Consider the following 22404-nt stretch of genomic DNA (forward strand, 5'->3'; position numbering starts at 1 on the left):
GAAGCCTCTCTTCAAGTAGGAGGGGTGTATGGCAGATCAAGACACCACTAATTACCAAGTCGATACACACGGCTTGGGCTATTGTTCGTCTATCAGCACTGGCCAAAGGTATCTTAGCCGCCCAGTAGCCACCTTGGTTGGCGATGCCGAGGGGTGCTGGTGGGGGGCTTTATGAGCAACAAATCTGGCACCTCCAGCCAAGTCATCTCGCTCCCTAAGGGTGGCGGAGCGCTACACGGCATCGGCGAAACCTTCTCGCCCGACTTATTTACCGGCACCGGCAATTTCACCGTACCAATCGCCATCCCTCCCGGTCGCAACGGCTTTCAACCGGAACTGAACCTGGTCTACAGCACCGGCAATGGCAATGGAGACTTCGGACTGGGCTGGGGCCTGAGCATCCCCGGTGTCAGCCGCAAGACCTCGAAGGGGATTCCCCGGTATGACGACGATCGGGATGTGTTTATCCTTTCAGGGGCTGAGGATTTGGTCCCAGTAAAGGAAGAGCATTTCGAGACGGATAGGCGTCGATCGGTATCCGTCACCTATCGTCCCCGTACGGAAGGCTTATTTGCTCGCATTCAGCACCATCACATTGTTCACCTGCCAAATGGCCCGGTGCAGGACTACTGGGAGGTGCGCAGTAAGGATGGACTGGTCAGCCATTACGGCACAGCGGAACTGCCTGTCAATGCCGATAACACCTGGGTGGATCCGGCGGTCATTGCTAACCCAGGAGATCGCAGCCATATTTTCTCCTGGTCGCTGACCCAGACCCGCGACCCGTTTGGCAATGTGATTGTCTACAACTATGAGGGAGACACTGGCACAGACGACCCCCATCACTGGGACCAGCTTTATTTGAAACAAATCCGTTATGCCGATTATGGAGATCGGGACAATCCTGAGTTTCTGGTATCGGTTACCTTTGAGTATGAAGACCGGCCCGATCCCTTCTCGGACTATCGATCGGGATTTGAAATTCGCACTCGCAGGCGCTGTCAGCGCATCAAAATTCGTACCCACGCCGATCAGGAGCGGCTAACCCGCACCTACCAGTTCGTTTATTTGGATCAGCGAACGGATCTGGGCAACCTGGAGGCCCTGCTGCCACTGAATGGGGTGTCGCTGCTGAGCCAGGTCAAGGTTTCTGGTCATGATGGTGATACTACGGAAGATCTGCCGCCGCTGGAATTTGATTACAGCCGGTTTGAACCACAAGGCCAAGATTTCTTCCCTGTCGAAGGGCGCAATTTACCGGCTCGCTCCCTGGGCAATCCGGAACTGGAACTGGCTGATCTGTTTGGCAACGGCCTGCCGGCCATTCTGGAGATAAACGGCACGGTGCGCTACTGGCGCAATCTGGGTAATGGTCGATTTGACCTGCCCAGGTCGATGAAGGAAGCCCCAGCCGGACTACAACTGGCGGATCAGGGGGTGCAACTGATCGACGCCAATGGCGATGGCCGCATTGACCTATTAGTGACGCGACCCGGATTATCGGGCTACTTTCCCCTCCAATTTGGTGGACTGTGGGATCGCAAGTCGTTTCAGCCCTACCGAATGGCTCCCAGTTTCAATCTGGAAGACCCGGCGGTGCAGTTGGTCGATCTGACTGGGGATGGGGTGACGGATGCCATCCGCTCGGGCAGTTGGCTGGAGTGTTTCTTTAACGACCCGCAGGAGGGCTGGGGGGAGACCACTAGGGGAAGTATCGAGGGCTTGTCCAATATCAATTTCTCAGACCCCAGAGTGAAGTGGGGGGACATGAGTGGGGATGGCCTGCAGGATATCGTGCTGGTTTATGACGGCAATATCGAGTACTGGCCCAACCTGGGCTATGGCATCTGGGGGAAGCGGATGTCGATGCGTAACAGTCCCCGCTTCCACTATGGTTACGACCCGCGCCGGATTTTGATTGGTGATGTGGATGGGGACGGGTTGGCGGATCTGGTGTATGTGGATAACAACCAGGTAATCCTGTGGATTAACCAGAGTGGCAATGGTTGGAGCGGCCCGATCGCCATTAAGGGCACCCCCTCTGTCACGGATATGGATGCGGTGCGGCTGGTGGATTTGTTGGGCACGGGTGTTGCTGGAGTGCTGTGGAGTGCGGATTTGCAGCAGTATGGCCGCAACCATCTCTATTTTCTGGATTTTACGGGGGGAGTGAAGCCCTATCTGCTGCACCAGATGGACAACCACATGGGGGCGGTGACGAAGGTGGAGTACCAACCTTCGACCAAGTTTTATCTGGAAGATGAGCAACAGCGACAACCCTGGAAGACTCCCCTACCGTTTCCGGTACTGACGGTGGCCAAGGTGGAGGTGATTGATGAGATCTCGAAAGGGAAGCTGACGACGGAGTATCGCTACCACCATGGCTACTGGGATGGAGCCGAGCGAGAGTTTCGGGGCTTTGGTCGAGTCGATCAGCGGGACACTGAGGTATTTGAGGATTACATTAGCGCCGAATTGTTCGCCGATGTATCACCCAATGACCGGTTGTCTGTATCTCAAAGGGAGGCAGAGGCACGGGAGGCAGAGCGCCGGGCTGCTGGCACAATTCGATTTGAGTTCGATCCCCAGCGGGAGGCGGAACGGGAGTCCCTTAATCGCCTGCGGTTTTTCGATACGGATCCAGTGGCTATGATTACGCCCCCCCATATCAAGCCTCAAGATCGACAAGCATGGTTGGAGGACTGGAAGACAAAATCGTTTTCACCTCCTTTAGAAACCCGAACCTGGTTCCATCTCGGCCCGGTGGGAGAGGAATTTGGAGATTGGGACGAGGTGGACTACCGGGATGAATATTGGGCGGGTGATGCGCCTCTGTTGCCTGACCTATTGCCAAATGCCAGGGCTTCACGCCAACCCATTCGAGACCACCGCCGACACCAACGGGATGCCATCCGGACGTTGCGGGGGCGGATGTTACGCACGGAGCTATATGCCCTGGATGGATCACCACGGCAGGATCGTCCTTATACAGTGACGGAGTCGCTCCATTCTGTCCGGGAGGAGTCGTCCCCTGGTGCAGACAATGGGGAACAGCGACCAATCTTCTTCCCCCATACCCTGGCTCAGCGGACCACCCAGTGGGAACGGGGAGAGGAACCGATGACCCAGTTCAGCTTTACGGAGGACTATGACACCTACGGTCAGCCCCGCCGTCAGATTCAGATGGCCTGTCCGAGAGGCTGGCACAGGCTGGAGGATCGGCCCACGACCGGAGACAACCCCTATCTAGCCACGCGCACTGAGACTGTCTATGTCGAGCCTGAGGCTGTTGGGGTCTATATTCATGATCGCGTGGCGAAAACCACGACCTATGAGTTCAAGGAAACTGCCGGTCGAACACTATCGGCAATTAAAACAAATCCGACGCTGAAGTTGATCGGTCAAACCCTGAATTTCTATGACGGCGAGGCGTTTTTGGGATGCGATGAAGGTTGCATTGAACAGTTTGGTGCGTTGGTGCGGTCTGAGAGTCTGGTGTTGACCGAGGCCATTTTGGATGAGGCGTATCCTACCGGAACTACGCTCCCCGATACCACCGGAAGGCCGATCTACCTGACGGATGAGATCCCAGTCTGGACGACTGACTATCCTGACAGATTCCAAAGGTTAGTAACACGGGCAGGCTATCGCTATCGCCTGGGAGTGGATGGTGTCGGCGAAGGGTACTTTGTGGCTACGGAACAGCGGCAGTATGACTTCCAACGCTTTGGACAGGGACGGGGACTGGTGACAGCGACCCGCGACCCGCTGGGACATGAGACGACCATCACCTATGACAGTCCCTACCAGCTCTTGCCAGAGAAGGTAAAAGATCCGGTTGAGCTAGAAACAGAAGCCAAATACAACTATCGCGTCTTGCAGCCGGAGCGGGTGATCGACCCCAATGGCAATGTGACGGAATTTAAGTTCTCGCCTTTGGGACTTCTGACGGAGACCTGGGTGAAGGGCAAGGGCAACCATGAGGGGGATCAAACCCGACCCAGTACCCGGCTGGACTATGACTTTCTGGCCTTTGAAAAGAGTCCGCCAGGTAACCGTGAGCCGATTTTTGTCCGCACGATGCGGCATATCCACCACGATACGGAGACCAACATTCCTCTACCCAAACGGGATGAAACCATCGAGTCCCGTGACTATTCCGATGGCTTTGGGCGGCTGCTCCAGACGCGCACCCAGGGGGAAACGGTGCGGTTTGGCGATGCGGTGTTTGGGGGCGGTGAAAGCGTCCTGCCTGCGGATCAGGCGGCTGGCTTTGGGGCGGCTGTGGTGGGCATTGAGAATCTGGATGCGGCCAAGCCCAATGTGGTGGTGAGTGGCTGGCAGATCTACGACAACAAAGGCCGGGTAGTGGAGAAATACGAGCCGTTTTTCTCCACAGGATGGGAGTATGCCCCGCCGGTGGATCGGGAATTGGAGCAGAAGGTGACGATGTTTTATGACCCACGGGGGCAGGTGATTCGCACGGTGAACCCGGATGGGTCGGAGCAACGGGTGATCTATGGCATCCCGGCTGATTTGGCAACGCCTGAGAACTTTAGCCCCACGCCCTGGGAAGCGTATACCTACGATGCCAACGACAATGCCGGACGCACCCACGCCCAGACGGCCCCAGCCTACGAGCATCACTGGAATACTCCCAGCAGCATCGTGATCGATGGCTTGGGTCGCACGGTGGAGGCAGTGGAGCGTAACCGGGCGAAACGGCCTAACTCAAATGAGCCGCTGCCAGTAATTGAGGAATATCGCACCCGATCGGCCTATGACATTCGCGGCAATCTGCTGACGGTAACCGATGCCCTGGGGCGAGAAGCGTTCCGGTATGTCTATGACCTGGCGAACAATCCGCTGCGGGTGATCAGTATAGATGCGGGGGTTCGTCGCACGGTGCTGAATGCGGCGGGGAATGAAATTGAACGGCGGGATAGTAAGGGCGCGTTGATTCTGCAAGCCTATGATGCCCTAAACCGACCTACGGATCTGTGGGCCAGGGATGGTGGAGGTCAGCCTCTCAGTCTGCGGGAGCATCTGGTGTATGGCGACAGCCCGGAGGCTAACTTAACGGTTGATCAGGCGAAAGCAGCGAACTTGCGCGGCAAGCTTTACCAGCACTATGACGAAGCAGGATTGCTAAGGTTTGAATCCTACGACTTTAAGGGCAACGGGCTGGAGAAGGTGCGCCGGGTGATTCAGGATCGGCCCATCCTGGATGTGTTGAATCATGCTTCTGTGGATTGGGCTAATCAAGCCTATCGGGTGGACTGGCAACCGCCAGGGAGCACCCCGGCTAATGAGGCAGCCCGACTGCTGGATGCCCAAGAATTTTGCACGTCAGCGACCTACGATGCCCTGAACCGGGTGAAGGCGATGCAGTACCCGCAGGATGTTGAACGGCATCGCCAGGTGCTGAAGCCAGACTATAACCGGGCCGGGGCGTTGGAACGGGTGACGCTGGATGACCAGCCCTATGTGGAGCGGATGGCCTACAACGCCAAGGGGCAGCGGGTGCTGATTGCCTATGGCAATGGGGTGATGACCCGCTATGCCTATGATCCGCAGACGTTTCGCTTGGTGCGGTTGCTAACCAGCCCCTTTGAGCATTCCGGTGGTGATTCGTTGACCTATCAACCCAAGGGGACGGCGATTCAAGACTTGGGCTATGACTATGACCTAGCGGGCAACATCCTGCGAATTCGAGACCGCACACCGGGGAGTGGGGTGCATGATATGCCCTTAGGGCCAAATGCCCTGAATCGCGACTTTACCTATGACCCGCTGTATCGGTTGATTTCAGCGACGGGGCGGGAGTGTCAGCAGATGCCCCAACCCCGACCGTGGGCCGATGTGGCTACCCAGTGGCAAGACAATGGAGACTGTGGATCGGGATTTTATCCGTCGTCGCCGCCAACGCCGAATCAGAATAATGCCCCGAACCTGACCTGTGAATACACCGAAGAATATGCCTATGACCCAGCGGGGAACATGGTGGAGATGCGCCACTGGACGGGGCATGGAGCCTGGAAGCGGCAGTTTGGCATGGGTGAGCTATCGCCGGTGGATTGGGACGCGGCGTGGCGAAACTATGTGAATGGGCAGTGGGACGACCCGCTGGGGAACCAACTGACCCATGTGGTGGATAGTCGGGTGAATGGGGCGCAGTCGCCGATCGTTAGCCAGACCCATTTCTTTGATGCGAATGGGAATCTGATTCGAGAAAATCAGTCTCGTCAATTTGAGTGGGATCACAACGACCGGCTACGGAGTTTTCGCACCCAGGCCGGGACGGCGGAACCATCGGTGATAGCCCTTTACCTGTATGACGCCAGCGGCCAGCGGGTGAAGAAGCTGGTGTGGAAGGGGGCAAATCGCTATGAGGTGACGGTGTATGTGGATGGGGTATTTGAGCTGCATTACCAGATCACGGGAGGTCAACGGCAAGAGAACAATACGCTGCATGTAATGGATGACCAGTCGCGCATTGCCCTGGTGCGGGTGGGGAAACCGTTGGATGAACGGAATACGACCCCGGCGGTGCAGTATCACCTGGGGGATCATTTGGGCAGTAGCCAGGTGGTGATGGATGAGACTGGCGGGTTAATTAATCGGGAAGAATTTACGCCCTACGGGGAGACCAGTTTTGGCAGTTTTCGCTGGAAACGGTATCGGTTTACGGGGAAGGAACGGGATGATGAAAGTGGGTTGTATTATCACGGAGCAAGGTATTATGCGCCCTGGTTGAAGCGATGGATCACGACAGATCCGGCTGGCACTTTAGATGGCATAAATCTTTTCTTATACGCTCAAAATAAACCACTTACGTTAGTAGATCCTGGAGGCACTACACCAATTGACCCTGCCACTGCTGAATTTGCCAGAAAAGAGGGATTTGAGATCACTCCCGGAGGTCGTCTATCAATAACAATGCATCTAGGGGATTTTGATAAACCAGAAACTTTAGGACAAACTGAAAGCACTTCAGGAATAGCTGAAATAAAGGATACAGTTCCTGAAATAGCTGATGTAGAGGAGAATCCATTAGGTTCATATTTGCCTGGAACTAAGGCAGGTTTTGAGGCAGCTCAATTTTGGTCAGATCTAGTTTTAGAGGGTGAGAAACAAGGTGGTTTTCCAGGCAAGCTCAAATTAAGCACAGGCTGGATATTTGGATTTTGTGCTTCGCTATGGACACCTGAAACAGCTTTTGAAACGGCAATAACATTAGGAACTGCAAGTCTGGGAGCAGCTGCCAATGCTGGTGCTAGGGCATCACAATCTGCTGCCTTTGGATTTAGGGGATTTTTCTTGGGTAGAGCCTCTTATCCTACTACGAGATCTTTATACTGGAGTGCAAGAGCAGGTGGTTCAGAGGGAGTTGGCGCGACTCTTCATCATTGGCTGATTCCTCAAAGACTTGCTATGTCAAAAGGTGGTTTTATCCCTGATCGAATAGTGAATGCTGGGTGGAATCTATTAGAGTTGCCAAACTTTACAGGATGGGCTCATAGAACGTTGGGACTAAATCAGTATATGGGTTTTGCAATGCAGTGGGGATCCAAAAATATATTTTGGAGAAATATTATTCCAAAACTACATTTGTTTTCATCCCATCAGCTCAAAGCTTATTTCTTAGAGCAAAGTATTCGCTTGGGCATTCTAGCCTCACCCAAGTTAGGGTTTGAAATTGGTGAGTATGTTGGGACAGAAACAATGAAACAAGAATCAAACACCAATTGAGACTCCAGAGGTCTATTCAAATAGCTATTCCAATATAAAGAGTGGTAGTCATGACTGAGTCTAGTTCCCCCCGAGTTTGTGTCGAGTAAAATAGAGGGAAAGCGCTCAGGAGGCCAACCCGATGGCCAAGCAACGACGGAAGCGTGGAACCGCAGGCGATAAAACGATTTGTCTCCCCATTGCAGACGACCTCGACTACGCCACTTTGGTGGAAGATCGGGAGGCCTTTCGTCAGTATCTCGACGAGCAGATTGCGGCTCACCCTGAACTGTTCCCCGAAGGCATTGAGGCCGGTTATCGCTTTCACGGATGGGTCGAGTCCTCCCGCCAGCAGATTAAGACCCGACGGATTTTGCTGCCGAGGACGAAGGAGGCCTATCAACTGCGTCCGGATTTTGTGATGCCGTACATGAGCGAAACCGCAGAAATGGCGGATAAAGCCCTCTACCTGAGGAAGCATGGTCTGGCGTTTGAGGGCATTGCCGAATGTCAAAGCGCAGGTGAATGGCGGTGGCCACCTTGTTCACGTTTTGGCCCCCCGCCCCCTGGGAGCGAACGGCGCTCAGCTCGATTTCGCTGAGGGGAATAGCGGTGCGGGGCGTGATTTGCAGCATGGGAGACAGCGGGCATCTATCTCCACCATAGCCCCATCCCCAGCGGAAAGGAACCGAGCCGGGAGGCAGACTGCGCTGGCTGGGGAATGCTTGAACCAGTCGTTCGCTGAGTATCCTGGTATGTGGATCAAGTCTGTCACTGACCGATCGCTTTGGAGAGTGGGGCCAGGGCGATCGCGCTATTGGCTACTGGGGCTAGTGAGCGCGATCGCCCTGTTGCTGCTTGCGCTCGCGGGTCCAGCCCAGGCGGCTTATCCTGCTTTTTTAGATGCCTATGTCAACGACTATGGCCAGGTGCTCAGCGACGGCGAAAAGAGCTTGGCCAGGGCTCAGCTAGACCAGTTTCGCCGTCGCACTGGAGTCCACGCGGTGCTGCTGACGGTAAACTCGATCTACGACTACGGCACGGGCGATGCCGCCCTCGAACCCTTTGCCACCAACCTGTTCAATACCTGGGGGATTGGCGATGCCGGACGCAACGACGGCATTTTGCTGCTGGTGGCCCCCGGCGATCGCCAGGTCCGCATCGAGCTGGGCATGGGCTACGATCGCAGCTACGACCGGGTCGCCCAGGCCATCGTAGACGACGCCATGCTGCCCCAGTTCAGGCAGGGCAATATTGGCCAGGGCACGCTGATCGGCGTCAACCAAATTGTCCAGAAGTTTGACCCCAGCAGTCCGCCAGCGGTCAACCCGGTGCTGGCCTACCTGCCTCCCGAACTAACCGAATGGGTGTCGCCCCAGGTTGCAATTGGCGGCGGCCTGGCGGCGGGCGGAGTCGGCCTATTTGCGGGAGGGTTGGCCCTCAAGCGGCTACAGCGATACCGCCCGCGCCACTGCGGCCTGCTGCAGGGCGTTCAGGCGGCGGTCCTCCTGCTTTTCGGAGGCTTGGCCCTCGCTGTCGGCAGGATCGGCCTCGTCTTTGGCAACAAGGGGCTGCCGTTTACCGGAGGCTTCTACCTGCTGGGCCAGGTCCCAGTAGGCGGTGCCCAGGTTGTTGGCAGTGGCGGCACAGCCGGCGGGGGCGGCGGGGGCGGTGCGGTACTGGAGTGCTGCCCGGTAGGCGGCGATCGCCCGTTCGAGCAAAACCATGGGCTGCTGGTGCTGGGCCAGGCTCCAGTAGGCAATGCCCAGGTTGTTCTGGATCATGGCGTATTCCAGGGGGGCTGCGGCGGCGGTGCGGTGGGCCAGGGCCTCGCTATCACAATAACTGGGTGCGCAATCTGCTGATTGCCTCATCGTTGAATGGCAGAAGGCCGTTGCCCAAGAAAGCTGACACAAAATAAGTTGGAACTAGGTTCAAGCGAGTGAACCTACCCTGTTAGAGGTGCTGAAGGGCCAGGTGGAAACAGCCGATGGGATCTATCCGCTGGCAGCGGCCAATCTGTTTTTGATCCCAGCTGATGAGGGGCTGCACAAAGCCCAGGAATACTTGGCCACCATCGGGATGGGGGCCTTGGCTTTGCATCACAGCCTTGAGGCGGTGGGGGAGTTGTTTGACGTTTGTATCATCGACTCGCCGCCTCAGCGCACCCAGATCTGTTTGTCGGTGGTGGGGGCTTCTGACTGGGTGCTGATTCCCGCAGAAGCTTCGACCAAAGGGGTAAATTCGCTGCTGCGTAGTTTGGAGCTACTGGAGGAATTACGGCGAATCCGGGCGTTTACAGGCCGGGTGCTGGGGGTGCTGCCGTTTCGAGATAAGTGGTTTGGTCGGTCTCAGGCAACGGATAGCCGCGAGGCCATAGCGGCCATGCAGCAGGTAGCAGGCTCAATCCCGGTGCTGCCCTCAATTGTGGAGAGTGAGCGCTACAAGCAGGCGATTCGGCAGGGGCGGCGGCTGTCAGAGATTGGGTACACGGAGCTGGAATTTCCGCTGCATAGGGTGATTGAGGCGTTAGAACAGGGGCGAGAAAATGGCTGAGGATGCGCTGGAACGGTTGATGCAGCGGCAGCGCCCGAGTGTGCCGCCCCGTGCGGATGGGTTGGGGGCAGAGTTACCTGTGAAGTCTCCTCAACAGGTGGCAGTAGGGGGCAATGGGTCGGGATATAGTGACTCTAGCGAGTCTACGGGTGTTGACGTCAGTATGTCTGTTAGCCAAGGTGATGAGGCGGAGTTACCGCAGCTAGTGCGGACGACGACCCGGTTGGAAGAAGAGATTGATAAGGCCCTGCGCCACCTTTGCATGGATGAGAAGATCACCAAGGAGGTGTGGTTTGAGGCGGCCTACCTTTACCTGGCGGAGCACCCGAAGGCGATGCAGGCGGTGAATGGGGCTGCGAAGGAGCGCTACCAGCGGCGGAAGCGGGCGGCGGATTTGAGGAAGCTGGAGACAATGCAGAAGCGGTTGAAAGGATAAATCCTAGAATCTGAAGACGTCATAAAACCTACTCCAACAAACGTTTTTCACCAGATGACAATCTTTGCCAAGCCTTGAGTGGCCCACCCGCTAAGATCCCATTTTGAAAGGAATAGACCCCTGACATTTCTACACTCCCTGTCCACTCAGAGCTGCGTACAAGAAGGCGTTCTGCTAGAATTGTCCAAAAAAGTACTAGGTCATTTTCTATTAAAAAGCTGGTTAACTTTTCCTTTGAAATCAGTAGGACACTTGGGCCAGGCTCATCAATTGAAGGATCAAAAGCAGTGAGCTCGTTATTTGAGTCAACATAGCGAAACTTGCCCGCAGACCAGCGAAGTCCCATGTTTTGTATTAGCCACGAAGATGGAAGAAGCGCTGAGATAGTCTCATCAATAGAGCAATCATGCGTGCCATTTTCGCAGGTGTAGCCAGCCCCTGTTATTACTACTGGAGCGGGTAGATGACCGTCTCTTACTACCCATTCCTCCTCTTCATTCCTGTATTGCTTGTAGGCAGATGCCCAAGGAAATTCTCCAATATAAACCTCATTTATTCGTTCTGATTCAGGCATTCGTCTCCCCATAAAGTTTTGTTTTTGAAGCCAGCCCATTAATTCTTCTGAATCATTTTTATGGGCAATATAGCTTCTAACCTGAAACCATATATTCCGCTTCACCCTCACGTAGGGATCTTCTTCAACAGATTCTTTCTCTCTCCATCTATAATGGCCCTCAAGAGTTAGCCAGATGCTATGGTCTATTGGATTTTCAATCTCAAGAAATTGGATAGGATTAGGACAATCTTCTACTTGAGTTATCCAATTCACTTTTTCTTTCTCGTCTGACTCCGAAAATACATATTCAACTGGCTGCCACCAAGTGATCGTATTGTTAAAGTCGTATTCATCAGGAACTCGACGTAAGAGCAATGAAGGATCAATATCGCGTATAGATATCTGCCAGGAGCCTCGATACTTGTGTTGCGAATCGTACAAATCATCTCCAACAAACTCAAAATTATCAGCTACGTATGCAAGAAACTCATGATAGGCAATCCATTGATATTTCTTGCCAACTCTTTCGGCTTTATTTGCGTGACGCCCAGAGCCATTTCGATTGATATGACGATCAAACCAATCAAACTTTTCTTCTATCCAGCCTAATTCAAATACTCGTTGAAAAATCCAACGCTGAGCAGTTGATAGATCAAAATCAAATTCGCGTCCCTGCGGATCATTTTCATGAGGGATAACAAAATCCCTGAATATGTCTTGCTTACTTCTCCCCAGCATCTTCAGAAATCTAGCTTTTTCGTGAGCAGAGAGTTCGTTTAATTCATCTTCAGAAAATGCTCGACCTATCTTTTGTATCTGCTCTTCCTTCCCTAAGCGCTTCAACAGCTCAACGTTAGACTGGACAGTTTTATACCTTTGCCATGTCTGCCTTTGGCGATCAGTCAATGAATTGATGAATTCCTCAGCCTTACGTTTTCTTTCTGATATAATTTGAAACTTTCCTTGTTCATGCAGCCTACAAGATGACCAAGGAAAGAAGCTGAAATTAGTGCCAATAACATATCTGGTAAAATCTCCAAATCCCATAACGGAAAATTCTATAGCAGTACGTCCTCCGCCAGCAAAATCTCTGCTGCTAGCAAATAACTTTCCACTGGCTTTGAGTTCGTCTTCTGAGGGAATATTAGTTAGCCAATCAGTTTGATAGGGTGGCCGGGCATTCTCAATGTCTATCTCTGGTGGCAAAGCCCCTCTATAATTGGCTGTTTCAATTACACCAAGTGCATAATCTCGCAGCAAAATATGTACAGGAGGCTTCCCATCAGAGAATATCCATTTATAAACTTTACTCGCTAGTTCTCCAATAGTTTTAGGGCTATCGCTCATCATGGAAACACCATAAGAGACTGCACAAGGTCGTTCTGTCACATAGAGATCATTGACTTTTGCAAAGTGTTCGATTAACTTGAGTAGAATATGCGGTCTTGGGTAGAGTATTGATACCAATGCCTTTGTTGCACGATCACGTACATAGCGGTGAGAAGTACTTAGAAACCAAGTCAATGCGATCGCGCAGAGCTCAATTGCATCATCTAAGATATGGGATTTCTCCGCATTCCACGCCCATTCCAGTAGACGATCAATAGCTCCTTCCTGATCGTAGTTTTGAGCCAGATAAATAGACCAAACCATATCACGGTCTGACAGATCTAATTTAAGCAAATGTTGATGTAGAAACTTGGCATTAAAGGGGTGATCTGGCTCAGCCGCGATAGTCAGCATTAAGTCATAAACTTCTTCGACGCAATCCCCTTCGATGTAAACCTCATTAAGGTAATCCTTGGTTGCTTCAATTATCTTTGTCGGATCTCGCCAGATGAGACTTTGAAGGAAAGCACTTTGCGCAATATCCCAGGATTTTATGGAAGGCACCAGTTCCACTAACTCCAATCCTGTTCGCTCTGGAATTTGTACACTCAACCGACATTCCGCAGGTTGACAGGAGTTAATTTAGGAGATAGTACCGGCAGGCCGGGAAGCCCATAAGGCGAACGATTTTGTTGCGTTCTTCTGAGAGGCCCTGATCACCAACGCCGGCAACCGAATCCGTGAGTCAATTGGCTCCCAAATTAGAAACGACCTGTCCCAGCTGGGCATTCAGGTAGACTTTCAGCCCCTGGCCTTCAATGCCCTGGTCGATCGCCTCACCGACAGCCTGGAGTGGGAAGCTATGGTGTTGGGCCTAACTGGCGGCACCGAACCCAATGGTGGGGCCAATGTTTGGCTGCTGGATGGGGCGCTTCACGCCTTTAACCAGAACGCTGGTCCTGGCCAGGATCCCCTGGAGGGCTGGGAGGCCGCCGACTGGGAGCGCCGTATCGCCGACCTCTACATTGAAGCGGCCCAGGAAATTGACGAAGATCGGCGCTTTGAGCTGTACAAAGAAACCCAGCAGCTGACCCAGGAATACCTGCCCTTTACCTATTTAATTAACAACCTGTCGCTTACCGCCGTGCGCAACCGGGTCCAGAACGTGCAGTATACGGCCCTGGGCGGTGCCCTGTGGAATATCCATGAGTTGACCGTTGAATAGGCAACTGGCAACCTCTGCCCACCCTGTTTTCGCTGATTAGCTCAGCTGTGCCGTGCACTCCAACAGCAGCCGCTGGTTAATCAGCGCGTAGGGTTGCACCACCAAAGCCCGTCTAAACGCCTGAATGGCGTCTTCATACTGCTCCAGGGGGTAGGTGTCGTCATCCAGGACGTTGGTAGCCAGAATGAAGCGACGATAGCGCTGTTGGCACTGGGCCTCATACTCAGCGGTGCGTTCCAGGGTCGCCTGCCATTGATAGCCTAACGTCGGTGAGTCTGAGGGTTGAGAGCGCTTGGGCCGACCGGGGGGACGCTTAGCAGCGACCGAGACCAGCGCCACCTGAGTCAGGGTGTAGCCGGTGAGGGAGTCTTGAAAGCGCAGGAGTGCATCCCTGGCATCGGGCTTACAGGCAAACACCTGGCTACAGAGTTGGCGCAACGACCGTTGCAGCCCCTTTTCCTGCTTTTCGAGGGGTTTGAGCCAATCCTCTGACTCGCGTCGGTGCGGGCTTTCCACCAGAATCCAGCGCTGTTCCACCCCAGCGTAGCGCTGCCGTTGTTCCCACAGCCGATAGCCGTCGAGGTCACAGGGCCTCTCGCTCAGCGAATCGGGGGCGCTATCCACCAGGGTTTGAGCCGCTTTGAGGGTTTGTGGCACTCGGCTCAACCAGGGCAAACTCCCCACCTGCTGGAGGTTGGGTTCACTGTAGAACGCCGCATCGGCCACCATCAAAGCGGGCGTCTGCCACTGCTCGGCAAAGGCTCGCATCAGCCCTGCAAAGGTTTGGCTATCGGTCTCATTGCCACTGCCGACCTTGAACCACACCGGTACACCGCCGTCGGCACTACAGATCAAGTTGACCAAAAACTGTTTCAACTCGGGCCGGTGGTCTCGCGAATAGCCCCGACAGATCTCAATCGCTTGAGGGGCTTCAGCCTCTGATGCGCCTTCAGCCCTAGCTACGGTGGGATACTCCCCATCGAGAGCAAAGGAGGTCGAGTCTAGATGGCACTGGGAGACATTCACCCCAAAGCGGCGTGCCGCCTGCATCGCCACGTTGAGGAAAAATAGCGTCGTCCCGTACTCAAACAGCTGATCTAGCACGCGGCCCAGACGGTCATCGTTCAGGTGCGCTGCTGTAATACCGGCGCCCAGCAGGTGCTCGACCGGTTTGCCCTCAAAAAACTCGCTAAACAGGTACAGCGGCGCGCTGACAAACCCCAATCCATTGAGTATCATCGCTTTCACCACTTGCCCTGGGCTGATGTGGTTCAACGGATGGGGCGGTAGAAGCTCGTCGGTTAGCTCGACCAGCCCGATCTCATCGACTAAGGCGGCCACTAATCCTAAGTGATCTAGATTCTCTATCTCCAAGACGCGATCCCATGGCTTGCCCTGAGCTTACCTCAGCCCCGCCAAATATTCTTTTTGTCAACCTGCGGAATGTCGGCTCAATGCTTCAATCCAGCCACTATTTCTCCACGCCTGGGATACATCAGTTACTAAATTACCCAGTGGCTGTGTTGGGGTGAAAGAAATCGCAGAATTGCTTGTATCCAAATGAGTATCGAGCAGATATCGGACAATCAAATGGTCGCTGAACCGTTCATAGGGAAACTTGACAATATCAGTCTTCTGAATATCGCTACCCTCGGATTTGGCAGACAGGTAAACTAAATCTTCGCTCAGTAAGCCCTCACTCAAAAGATTGGAAAAAAGGGACTGTTGATAGCTCCTTCCAGGAAGAAGACTATTCACAATGGTACTGGCATCTGCTCGCTCAACCCAGGGCTGACCTGTTTCTGCCATACGTCGAGCAATTAGATTGACAGCTTGCTGAGCCAAGTTTGCTGAGGGGTCATAGTCAAGCCGACACCATAGGGTGTCATGAACCGCATCAATGAAGAAGTTGAAAATTGCTGTAACGCCTTTGAGTCCTTTAGGAATATGAGTGAGTTTTCGTTTTGCTAACCCCTGACAGAAGATTTTCAGGAATAGAGGATTGGAAAACTCCGGTACTAATAGAGGAATTTTGGGGCGTTCAATCCCATAGTGGTTGAAGAAGGTTTTTGTAGCGATGTATTCATGGTCAGCAAATCCTCGATGATTGATCTGCGTCATTGATTCAGGAATCAGACCTTGAGGGATAACAATTCGCTCATACGAGGTTCGGCAGCTAACCGCTAGTCCAATCCGTGGATAGTTTTCTAAGACCCTGAGTATTCCTGGCAGTTCATTGCGCCAGAGATGTTTACCGTCTCCTTCGTTGAGTGCATCAATCAAGATCAGGGCTCGTTTTCCACGGACTTGAGCGGCTGTTTCTAAAGCGGTGAGAAACTCATCACGATCGCGAAAGGGCAGCTGCAATCGCTGCAAAATCTGAGTCCAAGGTTCGCTCTGGTTAAAATGCTGGCCTAGCAAGATGATGGTGGGGAGTTCCTGCTCCAGACGGCGTTTGGCCACATCACAGAAGAGATGCGTCTTGCCTGTACCCGCTTCCCCCAATACTAAAAGTGCTTTTTTGTTAGCCGTTTCAGCACTTGCGCTAATGACAAGCTCAGCGATTTCTCGTACGGCATCTAAAAGCTGAGAAACATTGTGGCGTACACCTCCAATGATTTCTTTGTCAGGCCGGGAAGCTGGTTCAGTCTGCTGAACTGCTTGTGAAGTATCAGTTTTTGAGGAAGATTCTGCATCCCGGGTTGTGGTGTAGAAGTTGTGTTCTTCAGTCTGTGCATGTGCAGCAAGTTCGGCAATGTGTTGGAAATCGATCTCTAAGAGACTATCCCTTTCAATCTGCTGCAAGGCAGTAATCAGGGCAGCAATTGGCTGCTGCAACGCTTCGAGGCTTTGAGCGATAGCTGGAAATCTTTGATGTAAGGTGTTATTAGATTTTGCTTTATTGCTGCTGCGATATAACTGACCGTATAGGCTCTGAATGCGATCAAAGAAGGTATCGGTTCTACCCAGTCCCTCAAAAACCCATGCCTCGGGTAGATCAACATGAATCTCTGGTGTGTAACGTGCTCCAGCATTTGCCTTCACTTCCTCAAAATTCTGCCGCATCCACTGAAGGGTGATTTCGGGCTTGTGAGACGGGACTTCTTGAACATTAATAGTTTGATGAATATCGCCCGTCGTGAGGTTACCCTCGACTTTGACATTTTCGAAGACATGCTGTTGTGGATTTTGGGGTTCTGGGCGATTGCTCATGGCTTGCGTTCAATAGAAGCACGGAAAAGAAGGAGGGTAGCCGAACCTTTGTGGCGAATTATACTTGGCCCGACAAAGGTCAGTGAGGTGATGACTCAGTCCGCTCATAGAATAAAAGATAGCGCCCCTCTGAACGGACGATCGTAGAGGCTGTACCTGAAGCTCACCCATAAGGAGAAGTCTATGGAACCCTTTTCTGTGTTGGCTGGTGTCGTGACTACCATCGTTTTGCCCAAGGTGCTGGAGAAGGCTAGCGAAAAGATTGGTGAGAAGATTGGTGAGGCGGCCATTGAAAAAAGTGGCGAGACCGTTCAGTTGGTTCGCAAAACGGTACAGAACAAACTCCAATCGGCGGGCACATCTGGTCTGCTGAAACGAGCTGAGGAAAAGCCCACGGAGCAGAATATCCAGGTGCTGGAGGGCGAACTGGTCAGCCAGATGGAGGAAGATCAGGGGTTTGCGGCTCAGTTGCAAGAGCTGATTCAGCAAATCCAGGCTCAATCCCCGTCTATTCAAGTTGTGTTGGATACGGTGCGAATCAAGGGCAGTGCAGAAATCGGCAATATTGAACAAGTAAGCAGCCATGGATCCGCAGAGCAGGTGGTTGGTCGTAACCTAGGCGTTGAGGGAGACCTTAAAATGGGAGACATAACTCAAAAAAGTTGAGACTGGTGTCGTCCCGATGCAAATTGTCCTGCCGCCTGAACTAGAGCAACTTATCCAGCGCCAGATTGCTGCTGGTAAATACCAATCTGCCTTAGATGTCATCACAGCAGGCATCCACCTACTCGACCAGCAAGACGACATCTATCAGGGGCGACTCCCCGAACTCCAGAAAGATGCCCAGGTCGGCTGGGAAGCAGCCCAGCGCGGCGAACTCGTTGAAGGCCCCACCGCTATGGCCCAAATTCGAGAAAACCTGCGGTCTCGCCACGCCTCCGCTGAATAATGGCCCTCCAATTTTACCTAACCCAGCCTGCCATTCAAGACATCAAGGCTATTGCAGACTACATAGCCGGTCAGAGTGGGCTCCAGCAGGCCGAGCGCTTCCTCTCAAAGCTCGATGCCAAATTCGCCAGAGTCACCCAATTCCCTAATCTGGGTCGGCCACGCGACAAAATCCTCCCAGAGCTGCGCAGCCTCTCAATGGAGAGCTACCTCATTCTCTACACCACAACAGAAGCTAGAGTAGACATCTTGCGAGTCATCAGTGGCTACCGCGACCTGACGAGCTTGTTCACAGACGACGAAGAGTAATCGATTTTCGGTAGACACGGTAGACGCCCGGTAGACGCTCTGTCTACCGGGCAAAAGCTTTTGCCTATAAGCCCTTCAGCCATTTCGGTAGACGGTAGACACTTTCCTAGCAATTCTCCATTGGCAAACCCTGTCTACTTGTCTACCGTTTCGCTATAACCGTTATCCATCAATACTTTCAGCGGTAGACACCCCGTCTACCGTTCCCTCAAATCTGTCTACCGCGTCTACCGTTGCCCGCCACCGCAGCCGATTCCCCATCCCCTGGGTTTCCCCATACCCCATCGCCTCCAGCTCTAAAAAATGAGCACGAATCACCTCCACCCCCGCCTTCCGTAAACTGCGCTCATAATTCCGCACATCCTTCGCCCGCAGCCAGCCCCGCACCCGCGAGAGCTGTATCAGCTTCGTATAGACCGGCTCCAGCGCCCCATCCACCGTATTCCCGTCCGCATAGAGCAGCTTCACTTGGCCAATAAACCAACGCCCCAGCTTAATCGCCGCCTGCATCTGGCCCGCATCCACCGCATGGGTCGGCAAACGCCCCTCCACTACCGCATTCAGGCAGTGCAAAATCAGTGCCAGCCGCCCCGTGTAGCCCTGCATCTTGGAATAGACCGCCTGCAAGCCTGGGTGGGTCTCCATCACCCGCAGCTGATCCAACTGGTCATACCAATCCGCAAATAGCACCTTGGACTCAGGGCTGAGCCGGTAGCACTGAGCCGTCAACCCATCCAACTGCTGGTAGAGGCCATAGAGCCGCTCTGATACGTCATAGCGCACCGTCCGCCGGGGAAACGGTGCAGGCTTCAGCGGTAGTAGACACCACAAAAATCTGGCCCACTGGCCACTGGCATCTGAGCAATCTCCCATCATCTCCCGCAGAATATCGGGCTGAATCGTTCCTGTCAGGCTCAGGCTGGTGCGCGGCAGGCTAATGCGCAAACCACTGGCCCGATCCACCTTCAGCCCCGAGCCATCAAAGGCCGTCAGCAGTGACTCCTTATCATTACCTCGGCCATTGCGGTACTGGTTCTGCCCCTTGAACAAGCCCGCCAGCTCATCCGGCGTTACCAAAATGCCCCGCTCCGGCTGTTGGGCTTGGATGCGGGCGATCGCCTCCCGTGTCGCATCCGAGGTGTGATACTCCCGTGGCATCGGCTTCCTGGGGCGAATGCCCCTCTCCTCAGCTCGGGTCTGCTCCCAATCGCGCAGATCAACCTCATACTCCGAAGCGGCATACTCATACTCCTGATCCGCCTCCGCCTGGAGCAGTGAGAGCGGCCCCAAAATCTGCCGCTGAATTGGGCTCTTCTTGCTGCCTGAGGGGGCCACCAGTCCCGTGAACACTATCGGCGGCACTGAGAACCCCATCCCAGTATCAATTTCCAGCTCTGTACCCACCCGCAGCAATGACGCCGCCACCGGCAGCAGCGTCACCAGCATCGCCGCTGGCGTCGCCCCAATCCAGTCAGCGATCTGCTCCAAGGGTTCCGCCAGATCAGCGTGAAGATACTCCCCCAGACACAGCTGGTAGTCGCCAATTTTCAGCAGCTGGTGAATCTCAGCCCGGCGATCATCCCGTTCCTCGGTTTGCTCCAGCTCCGCCTGCACCAGAGTGACCAGGTTACCAATATCCCTGGCCGATAGCCCCGTCTCCTGGTGCCATTGCACTACCTGCGCAGCGAGGGCCAGTTCGGTGGGGCTAGTGCCAAGGTAGGTGCGAATCTGGTCTTGCAAGGCCTGCACCGACAATCGCTCGGGGCCTTGGGTAGCGCTGACCATCTGCCGCCGGTCTTGCACCGCCGCTCTGATCTGCTCAGCTGTGGCCCCATCGTGAATCCAATCCACCACATCCAGCCCGCCATGCTTCGGCAGGTTTTGCCAGCGCAGACTGTCAGGGTAGGGGTAGCACCACTGGGCCGAGGGAAAGTCCTGGGCAACTTCTCCCATATGGGCAACTCCAACCTGGTCGCGATCTGGGCACAGCACCAACTGGGCCGCTTGCAAATCCTCAGCGTAATCGCCATAGCTGCGGTACTTCTTCGAGCCCCCCAAAGTAGTGGTCGCGGGAATGCCAATTCCCCACAAGGCATCCGCGCAGCCTTCTCCCTCCACCATCCAGATGGGTTGACCCATAGCGATCGCATTCTGGACATCCCGGTAGCGGTAAATCGGCACCTGGGCTCTAATCTCAGGGGTTAACCCCTTGATCCACTGCTGCCCGTTCCAGTGGTACTGCACAAAAAACTTCGCGCCGTTGCCCCGATCTACCCGCGTCACCTTTACCAGAGGCTGTCCGGTTCGGCTGGGATAGAAATAATCCTGCCGCTGCTGGGGTCGAACGGGCTTCTCAGGGGAGGCGGTGGCTGCAAAGTATTGCCCCCACATGCCATCGGCTGTTGCGCCCCGGTAGACGTAGCCGTCTACCGCCCCATCCTGGTCTACATGGGTATGGCAGAACACCACTTCCTCATTCCAGCGGCAGTCTTGGTCTTTGGTGCGTCCACAGATTGGACAGGGGTGCGATCGCCCCGAGTAAATGTACTGTGCCATGGTTAGCTCCTGAGTTTAGGAGCCAGGCCACCACAATCAACCGGCTGTTTTTAACCGTTAGCTGTGCCCAGGGTGGACATTTTCGATGTCTTTGCTATAGTTGAAGACACCACTTCTATCAGCAGGTTAATGACCTGGGCGGTTCGGCAAAACTGCATCAGGATATTGATTAGCCTGGCTCAGAAAATAAACAAAGAAAGTCCGACACCCTTACTGCGTTGTAGTTAGGGTGTTTTTTCATAAGCCTCAAGAATGAGATGCTAAGCCTAGCTCTTCATCACACACTTGATGGACTATCGAGATACTAAGGTGGCTTGATGCCCCTAAGGTTATCGACGATTAGACCGCTGAGGAACTTTTCGCTGGTTACTCAACAAACTGGCCTGATAGACTTCGATAGCTCGCTGATGGGCCACTGGGTCATGGCGGTTTTGGAGCCAATCTTTGATGAGCTCCAAGTTGTAGCGGGTACAGCGGCTATTAATGCGAACCCAATGAATGCCCTCGATTAACAGGCCCTGCAATCTGTATTTTTTTAAGGTAGTGCTGCTGAGATTGAGGTACTGTAACGCTTCCTGCTTGCTGACAAACTGATTCATGGGTTGCCCCTCCTTTGTAACGTTGAGGCCAGATCTCCCGAGGAGACAGGCCGAGCTTGGCCGCGATCACTTTTTCAACCCTGCGAGACCGCTGCCTCGTCAGGGCATGGGAGATGGCAGAAGGCCCCACACCGAGTTCCTTAGCAATACCGGCCAACGTCCAACCTTGCTTACGAAGAGCTGCCTTAATGTCCTCTACGTGCATAAGATCAACAAAGCTCCATCAATTTGTATATCGATGAAGCTAACAATTAATAACGCGCATGTCAAGCGTTATGATTTGCAATAGTAATCCCTGGACTTACGATGAATAACACGCCTTCTGATGAGGGGCAGGCAGCATTAGCCGACTCAAACAGTTTCCCACAGCGATTAAAGCAAGCTGTAGGAGAGAATAGCATTCGAGGATTTGCACGAAGTTGTGGATTCTCTGACACAGTTTTGCGTCAATACCTCAACGGCCAAAGCGAACCTACCCGACCCGCACTGCTTGCCATAGCACGCACGGCAAACGTCAGCGTAGAATGGCTTGCTGGCGGTCAGCCTAGTTGCAGCAGCTTGAGAGAAGGAGAATCCAAAGAGTATATCTATAAGGATTCGCTAGCTTTCCAGACGGACTGGCTAAAGTCTGAGTTCCCAAAGTCTTATGACCATTTACTCCTCACCCAAGTTCAAGATGAAAGCATGGAGCCTACCCTGGCTCTCGGAGACCTAGTACTAGTAGATACCAGCGTTAGGGAGTTAGCAGCCATCGACCATGGCCTTTTCCTGTTTAAGCTAAATGAGCGAATTTTAATTAAGCGCTTGCAGTACATCCCCGAAAATAACTTCCGGGTGCTAAGTGATAACCCTGCCTACGAAGCTTTTTCCTTAGACCTGTCTAGCAAGTCGAATGGCCTAAGCATCATGGGCAGGGTAGTTTGGGCCGGACACAAGCTATAAAGCT

The 22404-nt window shown here is 53.7% G+C and carries 15 protein-coding genes and 1 pseudogene; 9 read left to right on the top strand and 7 right to left on the bottom strand.

Annotation, left to right across the window (positions count from 1 at the left end):
* The first annotated feature begins 171 nt into the window (after positions 1-171).
* The gene (locus NF78_RS03020; protein ID WP_156119623.1) at positions 172-7752 is read left to right on the top strand and encodes a SpvB/TcaC N-terminal domain-containing protein; all 7581 of its coding nucleotides are present in this window, start codon (positions 172-174) and stop codon (positions 7750-7752) included.
* A gap of 485 nt (positions 7753-8237) precedes the next feature.
* Here the strand turns inward: NF78_RS03020 and NF78_RS33350 are convergent.
* Positions 8238-8366 (bottom strand): annotated as a pseudogene (locus tag NF78_RS33350) (peptide chain release factor-like protein); the annotation flags it as partial.
* Positions 8367-8486: 120 nt separating this feature from the next.
* On the opposite strand from NF78_RS33350, the gene NF78_RS32795 reads away from it, so the two are divergent.
* The 3 genes from NF78_RS32795 (at position 8487) to NF78_RS30760 (ending at position 10723) form a co-directional block, all read left to right on the top strand.
* Positions 8487-9596 carry a TPM domain-containing protein gene (locus tag NF78_RS32795; RefSeq protein WP_081972483.1) on the top strand — a complete coding sequence of 370 codons (1110 nt, stop codon included), beginning with the start codon at positions 8487-8489 and terminating at the stop codon, positions 9594-9596.
* A gap of 88 nt (positions 9597-9684) precedes the next feature.
* Positions 9685-10287 carry a ParA family protein gene (locus tag NF78_RS03035; protein WP_081972484.1) on the top strand — a complete coding sequence of 201 codons (603 nt, stop codon included), beginning with the start codon at positions 9685-9687 and terminating at the stop codon, positions 10285-10287.
* A 163-nt stretch (positions 10288-10450) separates the two neighbouring features.
* On the top strand, positions 10451-10723 hold the full coding sequence (locus NF78_RS30760; RefSeq protein WP_156119624.1) for a hypothetical protein: 273 nt from the start codon (positions 10451-10453) through the stop codon (positions 10721-10723).
* A 28-nt stretch (positions 10724-10751) separates the two neighbouring features.
* Here the strand turns inward: NF78_RS30760 and NF78_RS03045 are convergent, their stop codons facing one another.
* Complete coding sequence (locus tag NF78_RS03045) at positions 10752-13220, bottom strand: hypothetical protein (protein WP_156119625.1); 2469 nt, start codon at positions 13218-13220, stop codon at positions 10752-10754.
* Between the two features lie 250 nt (positions 13221-13470).
* Between NF78_RS03045 and NF78_RS03050 the strand changes: the two genes are divergently transcribed.
* Entirely contained in the window at positions 13471-13833 is a 363-nt protein-coding gene (locus NF78_RS03050) for a hypothetical protein (RefSeq protein WP_035984827.1), read from the top strand.
* Positions 13834-13869: 36 nt separating this feature from the next.
* Here NF78_RS03050 and NF78_RS03055 read toward each other — a convergent pair whose 3' ends face one another.
* The gene (locus NF78_RS03055; RefSeq protein ID WP_072015952.1) at positions 13870-15207 is read right to left on the bottom strand and encodes an IS1634 family transposase; all 1338 of its coding nucleotides are present in this window, start codon (positions 15205-15207) and stop codon (positions 13870-13872) included.
* 57 nt (positions 15208-15264) lie between these two features.
* Positions 15265-17046 (bottom strand): ATP-binding protein, encoded by a 1782-nt coding sequence (locus tag NF78_RS03060; protein ID WP_035984828.1) that lies wholly within the window; start codon positions 17044-17046, stop codon positions 15265-15267.
* Between the two features lie 183 nt (positions 17047-17229).
* On the opposite strand from NF78_RS03060, the gene NF78_RS03065 reads away from it, so the two are divergent.
* The 3 genes from NF78_RS03065 to NF78_RS03075 are packed head-to-tail and all read left to right on the top strand — an operon-like array spanning position 17230 to position 18303.
* Complete coding sequence (locus tag NF78_RS03065; protein WP_035984829.1) at positions 17230-17712, top strand: hypothetical protein; 483 nt, start codon at positions 17230-17232, stop codon at positions 17710-17712.
* Positions 17713-17728: 16 nt separating this feature from the next.
* Positions 17729-17995, top strand: a complete 267-nt coding sequence (locus tag NF78_RS03070; protein WP_035984830.1) for a type II toxin-antitoxin system ParD family antitoxin — start codon at positions 17729-17731, stop codon at positions 17993-17995.
* Complete coding sequence (locus NF78_RS03075) at positions 17995-18303, top strand: type II toxin-antitoxin system RelE/ParE family toxin (RefSeq protein WP_035984831.1); 309 nt, start codon at positions 17995-17997, stop codon at positions 18301-18303. The genes NF78_RS03070 and NF78_RS03075 overlap by 1 nt, the downstream gene beginning before the upstream one ends.
* A gap of 162 nt (positions 18304-18465) precedes the next feature.
* On the opposite strand, the gene NF78_RS03080 is transcribed toward NF78_RS03075, so the two are convergent.
* From NF78_RS03080 to NF78_RS33355, 3 genes are all read right to left on the bottom strand, one after another.
* A complete protein-coding gene (locus tag NF78_RS03080; protein ID WP_225885212.1) occupies positions 18466-20859 on the bottom strand; it encodes a DUF3987 domain-containing protein in 2394 nt (797 codons plus the stop codon).
* A 329-nt stretch (positions 20860-21188) separates the two neighbouring features.
* Positions 21189-21458, bottom strand: a complete 270-nt coding sequence (locus NF78_RS03085; RefSeq protein WP_035984832.1) for a helix-turn-helix transcriptional regulator — start codon at positions 21456-21458, stop codon at positions 21189-21191.
* Positions 21340-21663 carry a helix-turn-helix domain-containing protein gene (locus tag NF78_RS33355; protein ID WP_072015953.1) on the bottom strand — a complete coding sequence of 108 codons (324 nt, stop codon included), beginning with the start codon at positions 21661-21663 and terminating at the stop codon, positions 21340-21342. Before NF78_RS33355 ends, NF78_RS03085 begins: the two co-directional genes overlap by 119 nt.
* A gap of 101 nt (positions 21664-21764) precedes the next feature.
* Here NF78_RS33355 and NF78_RS03090 point away from each other — a divergent pair, with 101 nt between their 5' ends.
* On the top strand, positions 21765-22400 hold the full coding sequence (locus NF78_RS03090) for an XRE family transcriptional regulator (protein WP_035984833.1): 636 nt from the start codon (positions 21765-21767) through the stop codon (positions 22398-22400).
* The last annotated feature ends 4 nt before the right edge of the window (positions 22401-22404 follow it).

This window comes from Leptolyngbya sp. KIOST-1 (genome assembly GCF_000763385.1).
In the GTDB taxonomy this organism is placed as follows: Bacteria; Cyanobacteriota; Cyanobacteriia; order Phormidesmidales; family Phormidesmidaceae; genus Nodosilinea.

What these genes read in the sequence shown, in the direction of transcription:
- NF78_RS03020 (WP_156119623.1), top strand. Translation starts at nt 172, where the DNA reads ATGAGCAACAAATCTGGCACCTCCAGCCAAGTCATCTCGCTCCCTAAG.
- NF78_RS32795 (WP_081972483.1), top strand. Translation starts at nt 8,487, where the DNA reads ATGTGGATCAAGTCTGTCACTGACCGATCGCTTTGGAGAGTGGGGCCA.
- NF78_RS30760 (WP_156119624.1), top strand. Translation starts at nt 10,451, where the DNA reads ATGTCTGTTAGCCAAGGTGATGAGGCGGAGTTACCGCAGCTAGTGCGG.
- NF78_RS03050 (WP_035984827.1), top strand. Translation starts at nt 13,471, where the DNA reads ATGGTGTTGGGCCTAACTGGCGGCACCGAACCCAATGGTGGGGCCAAT.
- NF78_RS03060 (WP_035984828.1), bottom strand. Translation starts at nt 17,046, where the DNA reads ATGAGCAATCGCCCAGAACCCCAAAATCCACAACAGCATGTCTTCGAA.
- NF78_RS03065 (WP_035984829.1), top strand. Translation starts at nt 17,230, where the DNA reads ATGGAACCCTTTTCTGTGTTGGCTGGTGTCGTGACTACCATCGTTTTG.
- NF78_RS03070 (WP_035984830.1), top strand. Translation starts at nt 17,729, where the DNA reads ATGCAAATTGTCCTGCCGCCTGAACTAGAGCAACTTATCCAGCGCCAG.
- NF78_RS03075 (WP_035984831.1), top strand. Translation starts at nt 17,995, where the DNA reads ATGGCCCTCCAATTTTACCTAACCCAGCCTGCCATTCAAGACATCAAG.
- NF78_RS03080 (WP_225885212.1), bottom strand. Translation starts at nt 20,859, where the DNA reads ATGGCACAGTACATTTACTCGGGGCGATCGCACCCCTGTCCAATCTGT.
- NF78_RS03085 (WP_035984832.1), bottom strand. Translation starts at nt 21,458, where the DNA reads ATGAATCAGTTTGTCAGCAAGCAGGAAGCGTTACAGTACCTCAATCTC.
- NF78_RS33355 (WP_072015953.1), bottom strand. Translation starts at nt 21,663, where the DNA reads ATGCACGTAGAGGACATTAAGGCAGCTCTTCGTAAGCAAGGTTGGACG.
- NF78_RS03090 (WP_035984833.1), top strand. Translation starts at nt 21,765, where the DNA reads ATGAATAACACGCCTTCTGATGAGGGGCAGGCAGCATTAGCCGACTCA.